The sequence below is a fragment of the Psychrobacter sp. GW64-MNA-CIBAN-0177 genome, from assembly GCF_040309585.1.
Lineage (GTDB): Bacteria > Pseudomonadota > Gammaproteobacteria > Pseudomonadales > Moraxellaceae > Psychrobacter > Psychrobacter okhotskensis.
Genome location: NZ_JBEOOY010000006.1, coordinates 116,035 through 134,905 on the forward strand (window position 1 = coordinate 116,035; position 18,871 = coordinate 134,905).

Here is an 18,871-nt window from a genome sequence, read left to right on the forward strand (position 1 = left end):
AATCGGTCAAAACAAGCCAGATTGTTCTGAAAAACAAAACCAAAGCATGTAATTAATTAATTATACAAATAAATGGTAATCGGTTGTAATAGCATTCAATAACAGAATCTGACCACCAATTAGACATTACCTATGAAAAAAACAATCCGTTTTTCGAACATGCTGACAACTATTCTGGAACTGTTGCTTGAGGCTTATTCAGAATAGATTTTGTACTTTAATGCATTTAACTTTCAAAGGAGTATCACTATGAGCAATGAAATGAGCGCTAAAAAATGTCCTTACGCACCGACCCAATTGACCATGGGCAATGGCGCACCAGTTGCTGACAACCAAAACAGTCTTACCGCCGGCAAGCGTGGACCACTATTGGCACAAGATATTTGGCTAAATGAAAAATTGGGTAACTTTGTCCGTGAAGTGATTCCAGAGCGCCGTATGCATGCCAAAGGCTCCGGCGCATTTGGGACCTTTACCGTCACTAATGACATTACCAAATATACCCGCGCTGATATTTTTAGCGAAGTCGGTAAGCAAACGGAGATGTTTGCGCGCTTTAGTACGGTGGCAGGCGAGCGCGGTGCGGCTGATGCCGAGCGTGATATTCGCGGATTTGCGTTGAAGTTCTATACCGAAGAGGGCAACTGGGACATGGTCGGCAACAATACGCCAGTGTTCTTTTTACGTGATCCACGTAAATTCCCAGACTTAAATAAAGCCGTTAAACGCGACCCACGTACCAATATGCGTTCGGCGACCAATAACTGGGATTTTTGGACTTTACTGCCAGAGGCATTTCATCAGGTTACTATCGTGATGAGTGATCGCGGTCTGCCCGCATCGTATCGACACATGCATGGTTTTGGCTCGCATACCTACAGCTTTTGGAATACAGCCAATGAGCGTTTTTGGGTAAAATTCCATTTCCGCACGCAACAAGGCATTAAAAACTTGACCGATGCAGAAGCGGCGGATGTCGTTGGTATGAATCGTGAAAGTCATCAAAAAGATCTGTACGATGCCATCGAAAATGGCGACTTCCCGAAGTGGAAAATGTATGTGCAAATCATGCCAGAAGCTGAGGCTGACACTGTCCCTTATCACCCGTTTGATTTGACCAAGGTCTGGCCAAAAGGCGACTATCCGCTGATCGAAGTGGGCGAGTTTGAATTAAACAAAAACTCTGACAACTACTTTGTCGATGTGGAGCAAGCCGCATTTGCGCCAAGTAACCTAGTACCAGGTATTAGCGTCTCACCAGATAAAATGCTACAAAATCGTTTGATTAACTACGCTGATGCACAGCGTTATCGTGTTGGGGTCAATCATCAGCAGATTCCGGTGAATAAGCCACGTTGCCCTGTGATGAGTAATCATCGTGATGGTCAAGGACGCGTCGATGATAACTACGGCAGTCGTCCGCACTATGAGCCAAACAGCTTTAGCCAGTGGCAAGAGCAGCCTGACTATGCTGAGCCACCATTAAAGATTGATGGCGATGCCGCGCATTATGATTTCCGCGAAGACGACAGCGATTATTTCAGCCAACCTAGAGCGCTGTTTAATTTGATGAGCGCTGAGCAGCAACAAGTACTGTTTGAAAATACTGCTGGCAACCTATCAGGTGTGCCTGACTTTATTCAGTATCGCCATATTCGCAACTGTAATTGGTGTGACCCCGCTTATGGTGAAGGCGTGGCCAAGGCATTAGGCCTAACGGTTGAAGACGCAATGGCAGCGCGCGCGACTGATCCCGCCCGTGATTTACCTAGTTGCTTATAATTATTCAGACGGTTATTAATGATTTAGGCAGTTATCAACCTTGATATTCTAAGTATTATGCCAATAGATTGCTGATACAAAAACACCGCTTTAGGAAACTAGGGCGGTGTTTTTGTTGAATTGAACTTTTTAGCTTGAAATTTTCCGCTGCGCCCCTATTAGTATAAACAGCTTAGCGGTATCCAAATCGTGCTTTTCTCATATCCATTTGAGCAAAAATGGTTTGACTGCTGCTGTTTTACAATAAGTTTTTGACATAAATTAAAGGAGTTTTTTATGAGTGAACAGACCCAAGCGGCTAATAAAAATGCTGATGACATCAACGTTAATAAAAGCAGCCCTGAACTAAAAAAACATACTTTTGAAGCAGAAGTGGCGCAGTTGCTACATTTAGTGACGCATTCTCTGTATTCTAATGCCGATATTTTTGTCCGTGAGTTGGTCTCAAACGCTTCCGATGCTTGCGATAAGCTGCGCTTTGAAGCCACCAATGATGACAGTTTGTACGAAGACGATGGCGAGCTACGTATTCGCATTGCTGTTGATGAAGACGCCAAAACCATTACCTTTACTGATAATGGTATCGGTATGAATGAAGCGGATGCCATCGAAAACTTAGGAACGATTGCCAAATCAGGTACCAAAGCATTCTTAGACAAGCTGTCTGAATCGCAAAAGCAAGAAGGTCAATTGATTGGTCAATTTGGCGTTGGTTTCTATTCAGGCTTTATCGTGGCAGATACGATTAGCGTAGAATCACGTAAAGCAGGCGAGCCTACTGATCAAGGCGTACGCTGGGTATCAGATGGTACGGGCAGCTTTACCGTTGAGCCGATCAATAAAGCGACGCGCGGCACTGCCATTACTTTGCATTTAAAAGAGCAATATAGTGAGGGCGAAGACAATTATCTAGATCGCGGTAAAATCAAGCGTTTGGTGAATAAATACTCAGACCACATCAGCTTGCCGATTCAAATGCGTAAAGAAGTTTGGCAAGAAGATGTAAAAGAAGAAGGCGACGCTGATGAACAAGCCTCTGCTGGCGGCGAGATGGTGTTGACTGACGAATGGGAAACCATTAATAAGGCCAGCGCGCTGTGGACACGCTCAAGCTCTGAGATTGAAGATGATGAGTACGTCGATTTTTATAAAAACATCTCTTATGATATGGATGCGCCACTAGCATGGACGCATAATCGTGTCGAAGGCCGCGTGCAGTATACGCAGCTATTATATATCCCAAAAAAAGCGCCGGTAGATTTATACACGCGCGAGCAGCAACATGGGCTTAAGCTGTACGTCAAACGCGTCTTTATCATGGACGAGGCAGAGCAGCTGTTACCGATGTATCTGCGCTTTGTCAAAGGGGTGATTGATTCAGCTGACTTGCCATTGAACGTCAGCCGCGAGCTATTGCAAGAATCGCGTGATGTGAAGTCTATCCGTGATGGTAATGCGCGTCGTATTTTGACCTTGCTAGCTAGCCTCGCTAATAGCGAAGACAGTGATAAGCAAGAGAAGTTCGCGCAGTTCTACGCTGAGTTTGGTGATGTCATCAAAGAAGGACTGGGCGAAGATATGGGCAATCAGGAACGCATTGCCAAATTGCTACGTTATGCGACCAGCACCCAAGATAGTGTGACCACCAGCTTTGAAGACTATAAAGCGCGTATGAAAGATGGGCAAAAGGCCATCTATTATATAACGGCTGACAACTTGGCGGCGGCAAAGAACAGCCCACAACTTGAGCTATTTAAGAAAAAAGGCATCGAAGTTATCTTGATGACCAGCCGTGTCGATGAATGGGCGATGAACTTCTTGACCTCATTTGATGAGACCCCGCTACAAAACATCGCCAAAGGTGCGGTTGATTTGGGCGACTTGCAGGACGAAGCTGAAAAGGCTGAAGCTGAGAAAGCGCAAGAGACCATGAAGCCTGTGGTTGATAAGCTAAAAGCAGCATTAGGCGAGCGTGCTAAAGACGTGAAAGTGTCTACACGCTTGGTCGATAGCCCAGCCTGCCTAGTCGTTGGTGAAGGTGAGTTGTCACCGCAAATGATTCAAATGCTCCAGCAAATGGGTCAAGATGTCCCAGCGAGTAAGCCGACGCTCGAGGTCAACCCTGATCATCCATTGATTAAAAAGTTAGAGAGTAGCGAGCAGTCTGACATCGATTTTGACAAGCTGGCGCAAGTGATTTTTGACCAAGCATTGTTAGCAGATGGCGGTCAATTAGACGACCCCGCTGCTTATCTAAAACGCGTCAATGAGCTATTGATGAGATAATGTTTATGGTTTGGTAGAATGCTTTGATATAAAAGGAGATCTTGTATTCAAGGTCTCCTTTTTTTATGCTATTTCTGCCTTGATTTAAGCGATTTTTTACAAATCAGCCTTATCCTCTTAACCGACAATCCGTTACAATCGCGATAGATTAGCAAGCTAGACTATTGAGTATAGAACATTGATTCTAGACCATTGGTTTACGCTATTCGCTTCTTATAATTATTCTATAGTGAGTCAAATATAAAATAGATTTGTGTCAGCCGCGTAAAAATGCAATTGAATACTATGAAACGGCTGCTGCATCAAAAATTTATTATTGGCTCGCTTTATTTCTTTCGACTGGCTAGAGGTCTAAGTCTTTGTCACTTGCGTCGCTAAAAACCGTATCGCTTCAGCGCTTTTCACTTAATTTCGCTGCCAATATTATTGCAACCTTATGGATGCTGGTGGGGTCAACACGGGCGTTTTCTTGGGTTAAGCCCACCTTTATTCAGTTTGCGGTATTCGCGCTATTGGCACTTGGTAGTAACGTGCTTTTTTCGTGGCTGGCTGCCGAAAGTGGCAGTATTTTTAATGAGCAAGGGTTGGTCAGTTATTTAATCTGGCCGATGATTATCTTATTGAGTGGTATCATTTTGGCTAGGCGCGCGGGCAATCAAGCGCTGGTTTTTGTGCCGGTGGTGCTATGGTTGGTTGCTGACACCTTGTCGGCATTGTTACAAAGTCTGGTGCAGTTTTTTGGCAGTTATGGTTGGCTGCCGGACTGGAGTTATTCATTTTTACCCATTCTGTTTTTAGTGCTGTTCTTATGGCAGACGCTTGCCTTATTGTGGATTTTTTCTCGTCGCCTGCGCACACCATGGTGGGAGCGTATTATTGTGCTGGTAGGCGCAGTGGCACTGTTGACGATTTGGCAGCGCAATGTCGCTGATCAGCCCATATTTAAGCAAATTCCCGTAGAGCCTGTGTTAGCAGAAGCCGCATTGTACGAGCAACCAAGGCTGTTACAACAAGCGCTGGACGGTATTGATCCAAGTGTCGATGGCAAAACCGACTGGTATTTTATGGGTGTGGCGGGCTTTTCTGATCAGAACGTTTTTCGCTCGGAGATTAATAAAGTACGTGAGCTGTTCGATGTGCGCTTTGGTACCAGCGGTCATTCGCTTGCCCTTATTAACAATATGTATAGTTGGCTCGATGAACCGATTGCGACCAAGACCAGTATCCTACGCGGCTTAAAAAGAATTGGTCAGCAGATGAATGCCGATGAAGACGTGTTATTTCTCACGCTATCCTCACATGGTAACGAGGATATCGTTCAGTTAGCGAATCCGCCAATCGCGATGGATAATCTAGATGCTGCATGGCTTCGTGAAGCACTGGACGCCTCAGGTATTCGCTGGCGTGTGATTGTGGTATCTTCTTGTTATTCGGGATCATTCATCGATGAACTAGCGTCTCCGACCACAGTGGTGATAACGGCATCAGCCGCTGATAAGGCATCGTTTGGTTGTACCAATACGGCTGAGATGACGTATTTTGGTCAAGCCTTCTTTGCTGAAAGCTTGAGAGGAAACACCAGTTTTGAGTCGGCTTTTAAGGAGGCTCGTATACGTGTCAATGAGCGTGAGAGCGCAATGGGTTTTGAGCCATCAGAGCCGCAGATGGTGATTGGTAGCTTAATGGAAACCGCCTTGCCAGCATTTGAGCAAGTATTGTTTGATAAAACCCGTCTACCAATTGCCGGCATTACCAATAGTGCTGGCTCTACTGCCGTAAATATCGTACCTGATGCTGCTGCTTCAAATACAAGAGGAGAGGCTACCAATGATATTAATTAACTATTTAAGTGTTATATGACTGATTATCAATGCGCTTTTTGCCTTATAAAGCATTTTTCACAAGCCATTGTTTATTTTACCTTGGATAAAAAGGACGTTAATGATGAATAATACTTATAATAAAAGCTTGTCTGCTAATAGCCAGCTCACGCAACAGAGTGTGAACCGCTGCTTTGATGGCGAGCAACATTACTATAGTCATGAGTCGACAGCGACTAAGACACCGATGACGTTCAGTATTTATCTACCAGATGAGGCGCTGGCAGGGCGGTTATGTCCTGCGGTTTTATATCTATCGGGTTTGACCTGTAATGCCGATAACGTCACCCATAAAGCGCATTTTCAACAAAAATGTAGCGAGCTTGGCATGATATTTATCGCGCCAGATACCTCTCCTAGAACTAGTGAGGGCAGTGAAGTGCCGAACGATGAGCGCTATTTTGTTGGTCAGGGCGCGAGCTACTATGTGGATGCCACCCAGCAGCCTTGGTCAGACAACTTTAATATGCAAAGCTACATCGTCGATGAGCTATACGATTTGCTACGCTCAGAATTTCCTATTCATAGCGTTGGCATTACTGGACACTCGATGGGTGGTCATGGGGCATTACTTTTAGGTTTTAAATTCCCGAGCAAGTTTGTCAGCGTCTCCGCCTTATCGCCTGTCTGTGCTGCCAGTGAGTCAGCATGGGGGCAAGCCGCCTATACTGAGTATTTCGGTGAGGACCACTCACTATGGTCGCAAGCAGATGCATCGCAGATGATCGAAAAGGTCGGCCAGCAGTATGCCAGCATCTTGGTTGACCAAGGCGCTGCGGATAATTTCTTGGCAGAAGGTCAGTTGCAAACAGCCAAACTTCAAGACGCTTGTATAAAAGCCAAGCAGCCTTTAACATTGCGTTATCAGGCAGGTCATGACCATAGTTATTATTTTATTCAGAGTGTTATCAACGACCATATCGAACATCATTGGCGCATGGCACAACTTAGCTAAGCGTTTATATTGAACTCTTTTCAATAAGCCGCTCAACACGCGCTAATGTTTAAAAGGTAAAATTATGGCAAGTTATCAAGATTTAACAGCACAAAGCTTAGATTCTTCCTCAGCTGAATCAGCGCTGGCGACTATGCAAGCCGAAATGGATGCGGCGCTAAAAAAGAAGCAGCATAGCAACAGTGACCCAGTCTCTAAAGCTAACTTAAATGAGTTCATCGCGAAAAATATCAATGACGCTGGTGACAGAGTGCTTGATGAGACCCAAGTCTCACGAGTTATAGAGATGGCGTGGGAGGATAGAACCCCATTTGGGGCGATCGAGCACAGCTACGGCCTTAATGAAGCGGGGGTTATTAAGCTCATGCGCCAAACGCTAAAGCCGTCGTCTTTTCGGTTATGGCGTCAGCGTGTGAGTAATCGCGCTACCAAGCATCAAGCGAAACGTGAGTTTGCAGTTGGTCGCGCCTATTGTAAAACCCAATATAAACAGCGCTAGGGGTTTGAATCCTTAAGATTATTGCTTTAAAGGCTTAAGTTTTTTAAGTTAGTTCCTAGGGCGTGTCTTCATTTCAAAAATGATGGTAAAAATGAGATAAATTGCCGTCAAACAAGAAAAATAGCGCAGATAATATCGGGATATTAACCAGCTATTTGACGATGTTTGGCAAGATTTAGCCATTTTTAACTCATTTAGATGACTATCGAGTGAGTTGAAGACACGCCCTAGTATTTCTTTATTTCAACAAAATTAGGTAGCTCAATTATGATCAGTCCTTCTAAGCCATATCTTATCGCTCCTTCCATTTTATCTGCCGACTTTGCCAGACTGGGCGAAGAAGTTGAAAGAGTATTGGAGTCAGGTGCTGACGTCATTCATTTTGATGTGATGGACAATCATTATGTCCCCAATCTGACCTTTGGCAGTATGATCTGTAAAGCGCTGCGTGATTATGGTATCGATGCACCTATCGATGTTCATCTGATGGTATCGCCGGTGGATAGCATGATTGAGCAATTCTTAGAGGCAGGTGCCAGTGTTATCACTTTTCATCCAGAAGCCAGCGCGCACATTGATCGCTCTTTGCAGCTCATCAAAGATGGCGGCGCTGAATGTGGCTTGGTATTGAATCCAGCTACACCGCTGCATTATCTAGACTATGTCATGGATAAAGTGGATCAAATCTTACTGATGAGTGTCAACCCTGGTTATGGTGGTCAGTCGTTTATTGAAGGTACTCTGGACAAGGTACGCCAAGTCCGTCAACGTATCATCACCAGTGGTCGCCCAATTAGACTAGAAGTTGATGGTGGTATCAAAGCCAGTAATATCCGAGCCATCGCTGAAGCGGGCGCTGATATGTTCGTCGCTGGTTCTGCGATATTTAACCAAGAAGACTATAAAGCGGCTATCGATGCGATGCGTGCAGAGCTTGCCTTGGCAAATGGGGAGTAACGCCCCATATAGTAAGGTATATACTATTGAATATTAGAGTTACATACTACTGATAGCCGCTGTATGACTGACTATATCAAGCGACGCGTCAGCTAAAGGTGCCATATGAATATACAAAATGCAGAACATAAAAACCAAGATTTGCAACCACGCAGCTTAGTACCCAAAGGTATTACCATTGGCTTGGCTATATTTGCGCTTGTCTTAAGCTTGGCAGGCTATGGCTTTCGTCTCATGGTAGGTGATGATACTGGCGAAGTATTACGTCATGCTGCGGTCATCGTGCCTGCATTTATGCTGGGTATTCCGCTTTTGTTCTGGATAGGGTCACGCATATTTAACAAGGTTAAAGGCACACATATAGAAGGCTGGAATGCGATTAGCTTGGGCTATTTAACCTCTTGTATATCGATACTATGGTTGATGGGTACTTATAGTTAATTTTTTAGTCGCCAAGATGAGGTTGCTGAATAAATATAACCTTATGAATATAATGGGGCAATATTTTTTATAAGCGGTTTTTACACACTTTTTCATCATTAAGTCAGGCTTTTTAAGCATGACTGGAATTTTACATGCGAATCATACCGACCAAGATTGCCAACATTATCTATCCAAAAGACTTACCAAATGGCTTATTTACCAGCTTAATTATCGCCTGTTTACTGTTAGGGCTGGCATCACTGCGTCATGGTACAGATTTTCAAGGCTGGCTGAATGTCATCGAAAACTGGCTGCTTATGCTGTTGATATTTCCGACGGCTACCGCTACCGTTGCATTGCCGTTTAAATATCGAGATCCGACGCTCGAGTTAAAGCTCATGTATTACCTTGGCATGTTTGTGGCCTTCTTATTTACCATTGCAAAACTACGCTATTGGCGTTAACTGGTTTGCAGTGTCAGCAGACGAAAGTCGCATTTATATGTAAGACTTGCGTGACAGCCCTTGAATTCTAAGGTCAAAGCGTCCATTGTATGAGTAAGATAGTTTTACCCGCGTTACTGTAAAATGCTAGCTTTATTAAATGAATTATTAGGGTTTCTTTGCAGCGATAAACGGGTTAATAAGGATAACGTGAATGCCATACGACATTGATAATGAAATAGAAGTAGACAACGAAAGCACCGATCAATTTGCAGGATTTGCCAAAGAGACCACACTCGAGCTAGTAGAGGCGGATGATGGTCGATTGCTATTGCGTGACGCTGAACAAGATGAAGCGCCGCTGATGACCATTGATTTCTCTGAAAAACTCAAAGAGCTGCTTGGTAGTGATACGCAAGCAATCGGTCAGCACATGATTCATGCGGCGATTCAAGTTATCATGCAAAAGCAGATGAGCCAATGGCATGCGCATGTCTATGATAAAGAGCCAACGCACTACAGTTAATTCAATCTGCACAGCTGTTTCTGTATAGCTATTAATAATAGCGAGTAACTTAGTAATGAAAGTTAAGCATAGATAGCCAAAACATCAGCAATAAAAAAGGGTATATCAATTGATATACCCTTTTTTTTGTTCAAATAATAGCAATTATTTGATTTTAGCTTCTTTAAAGATCACATGCTGACGTACTTTTGGATCAAACTTTTTGATTTCCATTTTGCCAGGCATAGTGCGCTTGTTTTTGGTAGTGGTGTAGTAATACCCAGTACCAGCGGTTGATACTAACTTAATTTTATCTCTCATGATAGCTTTCCTGTAAATGAGGGGTCTTCAAACGATAGGTACGGATCTAAAAAATTAAGTGGCTACAATAAATGTAGCAGAATGGCAGCTTAAGTAACAAAGATAATCGATGTCCTTAAGCTACCAGTCGTCACTTATACTTTTTGACCTTGTGCGCGCATATCTGCTAACACTTTATCGATACCAAGTTTGTCAATGGTGCGCATACCTTTGGTAGACACACGTAGACGTACAAAACGATTTTCAGACTCTACCCAAAAACGATGGTTATGAAGGTTTGGTAGAAAGCGACGACGGGTTTTGTTGTTTGCGTGCGAAACATTATTACCCACCATAGGGCGCTTTCCAGTCACTTGGCAAACTCTAGACATGGCGAACTCCTAATCTATGAGGTATGAGGGATTCTCATACCAGTCTGGGCAAGTTGCACGTATTTGCGGCATGGACACAGCAAGCGGCAGCTTTGCACCAAACAAAACTATATGAAGGTTGAGCTGATATGACTGTCATCTAAAGGCAAATAACAGGCTTACCAATTCAGAAAATTTTAAAGCCGACATTTATACCATAAAAGTAATGAATACTCAAATATTTTTATGATAAATGTCTGCTTCAACGTGAGCTATTATACCTGAAATGAGCGGGCTATGTGATTGATTATTTAACGGTAAAGAGTAATTTTTAGTTGTAAGTTATAACAAAAGTCAGTAAAGTTGCTGTTATAAAATTAATACAATCTGTTAATACAACTGACCTTAATGTAAATCTATGTATCATTACCAATCTATTGTGATTCGGTGTAATGATAATTTACTTATTTGCTCGAATAAATTACTGCCGATGCGGAGTTCAAAACATGTCATATAGTTCACTACCTTTTACTTCTAAATTATTTCAGCTTACTTCTTTGACTTGCGCTCTGGCACTAGCAGGTTGCGGTGGCGGCGGTGATGGTGACACGGTCGACTCTATCGCACCTGAACCCGATTTGGGTGTTCAGCAGCCTGGTAATGGTGGCGGCAATGGCAATAACGGCGGTGGTGAACAGGTACCAGAGGTTGAGCCTGAGTTCTTTTTGCAAAGACTTAGTACAGCGCCTACTATTATCGAGCTGTCAAATGAGCAAACGAACTTCAGTGTTACTGTCAAAGCTGCTGAAGTAAGCTCTGGTGGCGCAATGGTTGGTAAAGCCGTGACCTTAAAAGTAGTCAATTCTGAAAATAATGGTATTACTATTGAAGGGCAGAGCACCCAGACTACTGATAGCGATGGTAATGCTGTGTATACGCTCAAGCTCAATCCGCAAGCTGTTGCTGATAAAGATGCGCTAGTAGCAGAAGGCTTCACCTTAGTAGCCACTGCCAAAAAAGCAGATGGTACTGCTATTGCACCGCAAGAGCTGAAAGTTTCAGTGAGCAAAAAAGGCAGTGGTGGTGGCACACAAGTTACCGAAAGTAAACTTGATATCACATCTGTGTTGAGCACTAGTTCAGTTTCTAACAATGCCCTAAACCCTTATGGTGATAATGCCCAATTGACCGTCATTGCTAAAAATAGCAATGGTGCCCGTGTTCAAGATGTAAAAGTTGGACTGGGTATTGATAGTATTAAAGGCATCTCTATCGTAGGTGGCAGTAGTAAAGTTACAAATGCGGATGGTATCGCAACGTTCAGCATTAAAATAGACGAAAATCTTTCGAAAGCTGAGCGCGATGCACTTCTTCAAGGTGAAGGTATTGCGTATGCTATTAGCATCCAAGAGCCAGATGGTGCTACCAAGCAAGAAACAGGCAATCTATCAATAGAGTTGCCAGTCTCAGATTATGTGCTAGATGTAAAAGGTAGCGATGTAGTGCTCAATGCCTATGGAGATGAGCAACCTCTGACCATCACAGCAACTACCAAAAACGCTAAAGTACCAACCTCTATCAATGGAGCAAAAGGTACAATCAAGCTTAATAACCCAATTACTGGGGTCAAGCTGAGTACAGAGGCCTTTGTCTTTGATGCGACTGGAAAGGTAGTTGTAAATCTCATCGTAGCACCTACGCTTACTGCAGATCAGCGTAAAGAGATTGTAGAGAAAGGCGTGAGTTATACTGTGGTTTTATCAGAGCCTAACCGCGCAGTAACGTCGGATACATATGGCAGTGAAGCATATATTCCTGAGTCTCAGTATCAAATAAAGTTTGCGACGAAAAACAAAGATAGAATCTCTAGTTTTGGTAGTGAGGCCATTATCAGCTTCCGTGTCAATGATAAAGATGGTGGCGCAATTGCCAATCAAAAAGTAACCGCCAGCTTACCTCAAGATCTAATCAAAACAGGGTTATTGAATTTAGACAGTGCCGCTACTCAAGTAACCGATAGTAAAGGCATGGTTAGTTATAATGTGAGTGTGCCAGCAAGTTTGACTGCTGCACAAAGAGCAAAACTAGAAGGTATCGGTGGCTTTATCTTAGCGGCTAAGGTTACTGAGACCTCAGGAGCCAGTAGCACTATCAACAGTGAGCGTATCCAAGTCACTGCTGCAAGTGAAACAATCCTAAATGTAAAAAACATCCCTAGTGCTGTTAATATATTAAAAAATCAATTCCAAATTCAAGTGGCAGGCAAACGTCCAGATGGTAGTGCGGCAGCTGGTAAAGAAGTGAAGTTGGCTATTAGCAATGTCACAGGCGTAAGTATTCAAGGTAGCCAGCAAACGACAGACGCCTCAGGTAATGTCACATTTACTGTTAATTTAAGCCAAGATCTGACAGAAACACAGCGCCAAGCTTTGGTGAAGTCTGGCATTCCTTATACGGTAACTCTGACTGATGATGATGGTGTGGCTACTAATAAGTATAAAGCGCCAGTTATCATTCCAGTGGCTGAATACAAGCTAAACTTTGGCAGTAGCAGTGTTAGTAAGCTGCTAAGTACAGGTGGTGTCACGACCCTAAGCTTCCGCGTTAATGATAAAAATGGTGGCGTAATAGCCAATCAGACCGTAACAGCAAGCTTACCGACCAGCTTGACTCAAAAGAGTTTGATAACACTTGAAAATGCCGCAAGCCAAGCAACTGATGCTCAAGGCAATGTAAGTTACACGGTTCGCATTCCTGCAGGGCTGTCTGTTACACAGAGAGCAGAGTTAGAAAAAGCTGGTGGGTTCGTGCTAAATACTCGTCTGGTTGAATCATCAGGTGCAAGTATCAATGTAAGTAGTAACCGTATCCCAGTGACTGCTGACCCTAGTAGAAGTAAAACTATCCTCACGGCAAAAACCACTCCTAGCGTCGTGAACGTTTTAAAAGACAAGTTTACGATTCAAGTATCTGCCAAGCGTCCAAATGGTAGTGCTGCTGCAGGTAAATCTGTAAAGCTTGCGATTAATAACGTCAAGGGCGTTAGTATCGAAGGTGGTGAACAAACCACTAACAGTGCTGGTAATGCGGTGTTCACCGTAAATATAGACCAAGCATTGACCTTAGAGCAACGTAAAGCGCTTGAAAAAACAGGCATTGCTTATACAGCCACATTGACTGATGACGATGGTGTTGCCACTGAAAACTACAGTGTGAAAGCATCTGTCCCTAACGCCGAGTACAAAATCAATTTTGGTAGCAGCAGCAATGCGCAATTATCAAGCTCAGGTGGCAGTACTGTCGTTAGCTTCCGAGTGAATGATAAAGACGGTGGCGTTATAGGCAATCAAAAAGTCACAGTGAGTCTCCCGAAGTCTTTAGTTGATGCTGGGCTATTGACCCTAGATAGCGCTACTACTCAGACAACGAATGACAAAGGTATCGTGAGCTATACCGTTCGTATCCCTACTGGATTATCGACTGCACAAAAATCAGCATTAGAAAAAGCCAGCGGATTTTCCTTGACGGCCAACCTGATTGAGGCATCTGGAGCCAGTACTAGTACCAATAGTGCGCCTATCAGCATAAGCGATAAAATCCAGAAAAGTTTGACGGTCTTAACCTCAGAGACCAATCCTAAGGTAGTGAACGTTTTAAAAGATCAATTTACGATTCGAGTATCGGGTAAGCGCAAAGATGGTAGCGCTGCAGCTGATAAAGTTGTCAAGCTAGAGCTTAATAAAGTAGCAGGCATTACAGTTAAAGATAACGAACAGAAGACTGATGCCTCAGGTAACGCGACATTCATCGTAAATGTAAGCCAAGACTTGACCCAAGCTCAACGTGAAGCATTGGTGAAGTCAGGTATTACTTATACAGCCAGTTTAACTGATAACGATGGTGTGGTTACCAGTGATTATAACGCCTCTGTCATTATTCCGGCGGCACAATATCAAATTAATTTTGGTGCCAGTGATAAAGTTCAGTTGTCAAGTTCAGGTGGTAGCGCCATCATTAGCTTCCGTGTAAATGACAAAAATGGTGGTGCTATTGAAGGTCAGAAGGTCACAGCAAGCCTACCTAGTAATTTAACTCAACAGGGGTTGTTGAGTATTGAAGGTAGCTCTGAGCAAGTAACTGATAGTAAAGGGATGGTGAGCTACACGGTTCGCGTTCCAGCAGGTTTGACTAAGTCACAGAGAGATGCGCTGGAAGCAAAACCAGACTTTAGGCTAACTGCTAAAGCAGTTGAAGCCTCAGGTGCGAGTAGTAGCATCAGCAGTTCAGCTATAAAAATCAGTTCAGAAGTAGCAAAAAGCGATATCAAACTAACCTCGACTAGCTCACCTAAAGTAGTGACTGTGACAGATAAGCAGTTTACTATTCAAATATCTGCTAAACGTCCTAATGGTAATGTCGCAGTCGGGAAAAAAGTAAAGCTTGAAATCAGTGATGTGGCAGGAGTCAGCATTCAAGGGAATGAATTAACAACAAACGAAGCTGGTAATGCGGTATTTACCGTCAACCTTAGTCAAGACCTAACAGCAACACAACGTACAGCTCTAATCGAATCAGGTATTAAATATAATGCCACTTTAACAGATGATGATGGAACAGTAGCAAAAATTGAAAATGCAGTTATTAAGGTAGCACAACCAGCAACGAGCTTAGAGTTTGCCTCTATTCTCACGCCTTCTGTTAGTGAACTTGGCGGTAAGGGTACTATCAGTATCAAGCTATTGACCAAAGGAAACCAAACACCAGTTAAAGGGCAAGCAGTTGCTATCCAATTGGGTAAAGCAGCGCTCGATTACGGCGTTACTGTCAATGCAGAGTCAGCGACTACTGACTTTAGTGGTGAGACGACATTTATAGTGACTATCCCAGAAGGGTTGACAGCAAAAGAGCGTTCTGAGCTTAAGCGTACAGGTATTAATTATCAGCTGTCGTATGTCGAAAAAGGCGAAACTTATACCTCTGCTATAACAAAAGTAGATATTCTAACTCCAACTGTTGATTTGACAGTACTAAATCCGCCGAACCTTATTAATAACCGTCCTTTTTATACATTGAACGGCGAAGGTGATACGGTGACTGTTAATGCGGCATTAAGTACTCGAAACACTAACCTTAGTATCAGCGATCAGCCTATTAAATTAGATTTTGCTAACAAAGAACTAGCAGCATTATTAATTGTAAATGGTAAGTCAGGATCATTTGCCAATATTGTTCCTACGGACCCTAACGGGGCGGCAAGCTTTACAGTTACTGTGCCAAGCTTAACAGCAGAGCAACAAGCGGCACTCTTAGATCAAAAGCTAACAGCTATCTTGACTGAGACGTTGACAGGTAAAAAACAAGAGATTCAGTTTAATATACAGTCAACCAAAGCGGCTATTGATTTGATAGCTATCACACCAAAAGCACTAAATCTAAACGGTGGTGAGACTCAAGTTGAAGTAATAACCAAAGACAGCAAAGACAATGTCATTGCAAATAAACAAGTTTACTTGGCGCTCCCTGCTTCGGTTGCGGCTCAAGGGGTTAGCTTGGTAACTAGTGGTACACAAACCACAAATGACTCAGGTAAAGCAAGCTTTACGCTTGCTGTGCCAGCTGGTCTTACTGATGCGCAAAAAACGGCCATCGGTGGTAGCTTTGCAGTTGTATTCTCAGCAACTGATGAGAATAACAATATTGCCACGAAAACCAGTACTGTTAAGACAGTTACTCCCGATCTAAGAGGTACACAAGAAAGTTTAACGATAGGCGCAAACAAAGTCGTCAATACCAAAGGTGATACCTTCAAGGTATTCGTTAGTTTAGGAAACAAAGATGGCGCTATTGCTAATCGTGAAGTGCGTTTAAATGTGGAAGATTCTATACAAACAGGCGTGACTATTAGTAATAATATTGCTACAACTAATGGTGACGGTGTAGCAACCTTTGATCTCACGCTTATAGACGGCGCTAACGTTAACCAAGCAACTCTAGAAGCGGGTATCAAGCTAACGGCCACCACCACCACGGCTGAAAACATTGATTTGATACAGAACTATATCGTAGCAGTAGATACTGCTACGATTGATAGTTATCAGCTCATAGCGTCCTCTGATAAGTCTACTTTAAACACTGGGGGTGATCAGACCAATGCTACCTTCCGTGTGACCGACAGCAAAGGCGGTATCTTGGCAGGAGTACCTGTACAGTTAAGTATTGAAGACTTAGAGGCCAGTGGTGCGGCGTTAACCACACCAAGTATGGTAACCACTGATGCTAATGGTCAGATCGATGTCGGCGTCATCCTAGCAGCCAACTCTATCAACTCGCGTCTCAATCATAGTGTTGTTATTAACGCCAAAATCGTCACGCCACAATACGATGCAGATGGCAAGGTCAGTATGCAAGTGCGTGAAGAAAACTCACTAAGCTTGTCAGCTAACGGTACGGAAATTACTATTGCAGCTACAGAAGCCAATCTGAAAGATGATGCTTCTACTACTATCACGACCACATTGGTGGATGGTGCAGGACGTGCTATTACCAATGCTAGTATGGAACTAGTAGGCGAAGACGGTGATATTATTGCCACCAGTGCTACTGCGACTACCGATGCAGATGGTAATGCCAGTTTTAATGTCCGTGAAAGCGATTTATTCTTTGATAATAATGGTAACTTACGTGTATTTGCCCGCGCCTTGGGTGAAAATAGCATTAATACTCAGCGTAGTCTAAATAGTATTGAGCTAATCAAAGTCTCACAGGCAGGTATTAGCTTTATAGACATCCAAGACGTTTATGATGTCAATATAGCGCAGACAATCAATGTTCAGATACGTCGTGATACAGCTGCTCAAGCAGCAGAACTAATCGGTAAGCAAGTTGAAGTACAAACGACTATTGGTACGTTTTCTGATAGCAATGATGTTATCGTCACAAAACCCATTACCGCTGCTAATATAAATGGCAATATCATTACGATACCGGTTACCTTAACATCAGAACTTGCTGGTATTACCGCACTACAGGCGACTGTATTAGGTGAAACACTACCAAACGGTGAGCCGCGCTATCGTGCGACAGTGGACGCACGTTTCCGTGCTACCACCCCTACTAAGATGCTATTCCAAGCGGTTAAATCAGTTATCACTCCAGGTACGAGTACCGAAGTTGTTGCTACAGTCAAAGATAAAAACGATGTACCAGTCGAAGGTCAAACGGTTGTATTTAGCCGTGCGTCAGACTCGTCAGCAGGACGCTTGTCTGCGGCAACGGCTATTACTGATAGTAAAGGTGAGGCGCGAGTTGTCTATCAAGCCAATGCTAGCTCACCTATAGGCGGTGTAGAAATTAATGCGCGCTTATTACAAGATAATGCGAATATTGGTACTAAGACTACTAATATTACGGTATCAAAAGAGGCAGTTTATACTACTCTAGCGTTTAGTAATAAGCTTTCTTCTGATAATATTTATTACACCGTACAAGGCTCTATCTCAGTCATGGATGGCTCAGGACGTGCGGTCGCAAATAAAGAAGTATCAATTAAATCTTATGCCACTCAATATGCACAAGGCAAAGTTTGCCTACTAGATAGTACTGTGACCTTCCAAGGAAGAGAGACGACTGATAACAACGGTGTTATAACTACACCGGATCCTTTAGTTAAGGAAGATAAAGAATTAATTCAATTTGAGTCAGACTGGATTAATAGCGAAGATGATCCAAATTATAACTTTACGTTTGATAAAGATCCAAACTACAATTACACCTTAGATAACAACCAAGATATTAATGGCAACGGTATACTTGATACTATCAATCCTGTAGCTATTATTGGTGGTACGGTATCAGATGATGGTTATACCTTTATTACTAACGAAGAAGGTCGCGCTGACTTTAGTATTCGCTATCCAATGCGCTACTCGAACTGGGTCAAAGTACGTTTTGATGCCACGACGTTCTTAAATGGTAGTGAAAATAAGCAAAGTATTCATTACAGACTTCCATTTGCAGAGAGTGATAAATCTATTAATGGCTCAAATGTCGAGTCGCCATGGATTGGCGCTACTAGTCCATTTGGTGATGGTGGTGTAGAGTGTGTAAGTAGTATGAATATTGAAGTAGATGAAATTAGAAGTTATACAGCAGTTAATTTGTTATCTAGTTCGAAAAAGAGTCAAAACTATACGATTTCTATTGGTAGAGAAAGCTTGCCAGATAATGGTAGAAACCACCCATTCTATTCAGTTGACTTTAATCAAGCCTTTGGTTTAGGTTCTATTGTTAATGTCAGTAACGATGGTATTAAATTTCACAAAACCATTTCAGTTGACTAATTTCAAGCATAATCTTAAATAATAAAAAAGCCCTCAATCAATTTGAGGGCTTTTTGCATTCATAATCTCAATAACCAAAAACAACCAACTCAGTCAGCAAAATATCGTAAAAGCGATTAAAATAGCTGTCT

The 18,871-nt window shown here is 42.9% G+C and carries 12 protein-coding genes; 10 read left to right on the forward strand and 2 right to left on the reverse strand.

Going from position 1 to position 18,871, the window contains the following annotated elements; genetic code table 11:
• The first annotated feature begins 261 nt into the window (after positions 1–261).
• From AAEY79_RS06070 to AAEY79_RS06110, 9 genes are all read left to right on the forward strand, one after another.
• Positions 262–1,782, forward strand: coding sequence for a catalase (locus tag AAEY79_RS06070; RefSeq protein WP_227687543.1), 1,521 nt, complete (start codon positions 262–264; stop codon positions 1,780–1,782).
• A 276-nt stretch (positions 1,783–2,058) separates the two neighbouring features.
• The gene (gene htpG, locus AAEY79_RS06075) at positions 2,059–4,068 is read left to right on the forward strand and encodes a molecular chaperone HtpG (protein WP_025652448.1); all 2,010 of its coding nucleotides are present in this window, start codon (positions 2,059–2,061) and stop codon (positions 4,066–4,068) included.
• A 359-nt stretch (positions 4,069–4,427) separates the two neighbouring features.
• On the forward strand, positions 4,428–5,909 hold the full coding sequence (locus AAEY79_RS06080; RefSeq protein WP_350587883.1) for a C13 family peptidase: 1,482 nt from the start codon (positions 4,428–4,430) through the stop codon (positions 5,907–5,909).
• A 103-nt stretch (positions 5,910–6,012) separates the two neighbouring features.
• The gene (gene fghA, locus AAEY79_RS06085) at positions 6,013–6,903 is read left to right on the forward strand and encodes an S-formylglutathione hydrolase (protein ID WP_025652450.1); all 891 of its coding nucleotides are present in this window, start codon (positions 6,013–6,015) and stop codon (positions 6,901–6,903) included.
• 145 nt (positions 6,904–7,048) lie between these two features.
• Positions 7,049–7,402, forward strand: a complete 354-nt coding sequence (locus AAEY79_RS06090; RefSeq protein ID WP_198015446.1) for a TIGR03643 family protein — start codon at positions 7,049–7,051, stop codon at positions 7,400–7,402.
• Between the two features lie 267 nt (positions 7,403–7,669).
• Positions 7,670–8,359, forward strand: a complete 690-nt coding sequence (gene rpe / locus AAEY79_RS06095) for a ribulose-phosphate 3-epimerase (RefSeq protein WP_025652452.1) — start codon at positions 7,670–7,672, stop codon at positions 8,357–8,359.
• A 105-nt stretch (positions 8,360–8,464) separates the two neighbouring features.
• A complete protein-coding gene (locus tag AAEY79_RS06100) occupies positions 8,465–8,800 on the forward strand; it encodes a hypothetical protein (RefSeq protein ID WP_201575603.1) in 336 nt (111 codons plus the stop codon).
• Positions 8,801–8,934: 134 nt separating this feature from the next.
• The gene (locus AAEY79_RS06105) at positions 8,935–9,246 is read left to right on the forward strand and encodes a hypothetical protein (protein ID WP_010201409.1); all 312 of its coding nucleotides are present in this window, start codon (positions 8,935–8,937) and stop codon (positions 9,244–9,246) included.
• A gap of 193 nt (positions 9,247–9,439) precedes the next feature.
• On the forward strand, positions 9,440–9,751 hold the full coding sequence (locus AAEY79_RS06110; RefSeq protein WP_010201404.1) for a hypothetical protein: 312 nt from the start codon (positions 9,440–9,442) through the stop codon (positions 9,749–9,751).
• Positions 9,752–9,895: 144 nt separating this feature from the next.
• Here the strand turns inward: AAEY79_RS06110 and rpmG are convergent, their stop codons facing one another.
• Both rpmG and rpmB read right to left on the reverse strand, forming a co-directional pair.
• Entirely contained in the window at positions 9,896–10,051 is a 156-nt protein-coding gene (gene rpmG / locus AAEY79_RS06115; protein ID WP_010201403.1) for a 50S ribosomal protein L33, read from the reverse strand.
• Positions 10,052–10,185: 134 nt separating this feature from the next.
• Positions 10,186–10,422 carry a 50S ribosomal protein L28 gene (gene rpmB / locus AAEY79_RS06120; RefSeq protein WP_010201401.1) on the reverse strand — a complete coding sequence of 79 codons (237 nt, stop codon included), beginning with the start codon at positions 10,420–10,422 and terminating at the stop codon, positions 10,186–10,188.
• Positions 10,423–10,907: 485 nt separating this feature from the next.
• Here rpmB and AAEY79_RS06125 point away from each other — a divergent pair, with 485 nt between their 5' ends.
• Entirely contained in the window at positions 10,908–18,740 is a 7,833-nt protein-coding gene (locus AAEY79_RS06125) for a hypothetical protein (protein ID WP_352287641.1), read from the forward strand.
• Positions 18,741–18,871 lie beyond the last annotated feature (131 nt).

Excerpts from the sequence above, each read along its gene's own strand:
- AAEY79_RS06070 (WP_227687543.1), top strand. The coding sequence starts at position 262 with ATGAGCGCTAAAAAATGTCCTTACGCACCGACCCAATTGACCATGGGC.
- htpG (WP_025652448.1), top strand. The coding sequence starts at position 2,059 with ATGAGTGAACAGACCCAAGCGGCTAATAAAAATGCTGATGACATCAAC.
- fghA (WP_025652450.1), top strand. The coding sequence starts at position 6,013 with ATGAATAATACTTATAATAAAAGCTTGTCTGCTAATAGCCAGCTCACG.
- AAEY79_RS06090 (WP_198015446.1), top strand. The coding sequence starts at position 7,049 with ATGGATGCGGCGCTAAAAAAGAAGCAGCATAGCAACAGTGACCCAGTC.
- rpe (WP_025652452.1), top strand. The coding sequence starts at position 7,670 with ATGATCAGTCCTTCTAAGCCATATCTTATCGCTCCTTCCATTTTATCT.
- AAEY79_RS06100 (WP_201575603.1), top strand. The coding sequence starts at position 8,465 with ATGAATATACAAAATGCAGAACATAAAAACCAAGATTTGCAACCACGC.
- AAEY79_RS06105 (WP_010201409.1), top strand. The coding sequence starts at position 8,935 with ATGCGAATCATACCGACCAAGATTGCCAACATTATCTATCCAAAAGAC.
- AAEY79_RS06110 (WP_010201404.1), top strand. The coding sequence starts at position 9,440 with ATGCCATACGACATTGATAATGAAATAGAAGTAGACAACGAAAGCACC.
- rpmG (WP_010201403.1), bottom strand. The coding sequence starts at position 10,051 with ATGAGAGATAAAATTAAGTTAGTATCAACCGCTGGTACTGGGTATTAC.
- rpmB (WP_010201401.1), bottom strand. The coding sequence starts at position 10,422 with ATGTCTAGAGTTTGCCAAGTGACTGGAAAGCGCCCTATGGTGGGTAAT.
- AAEY79_RS06125 (WP_352287641.1), top strand. The coding sequence starts at position 10,908 with ATGTCATATAGTTCACTACCTTTTACTTCTAAATTATTTCAGCTTACT.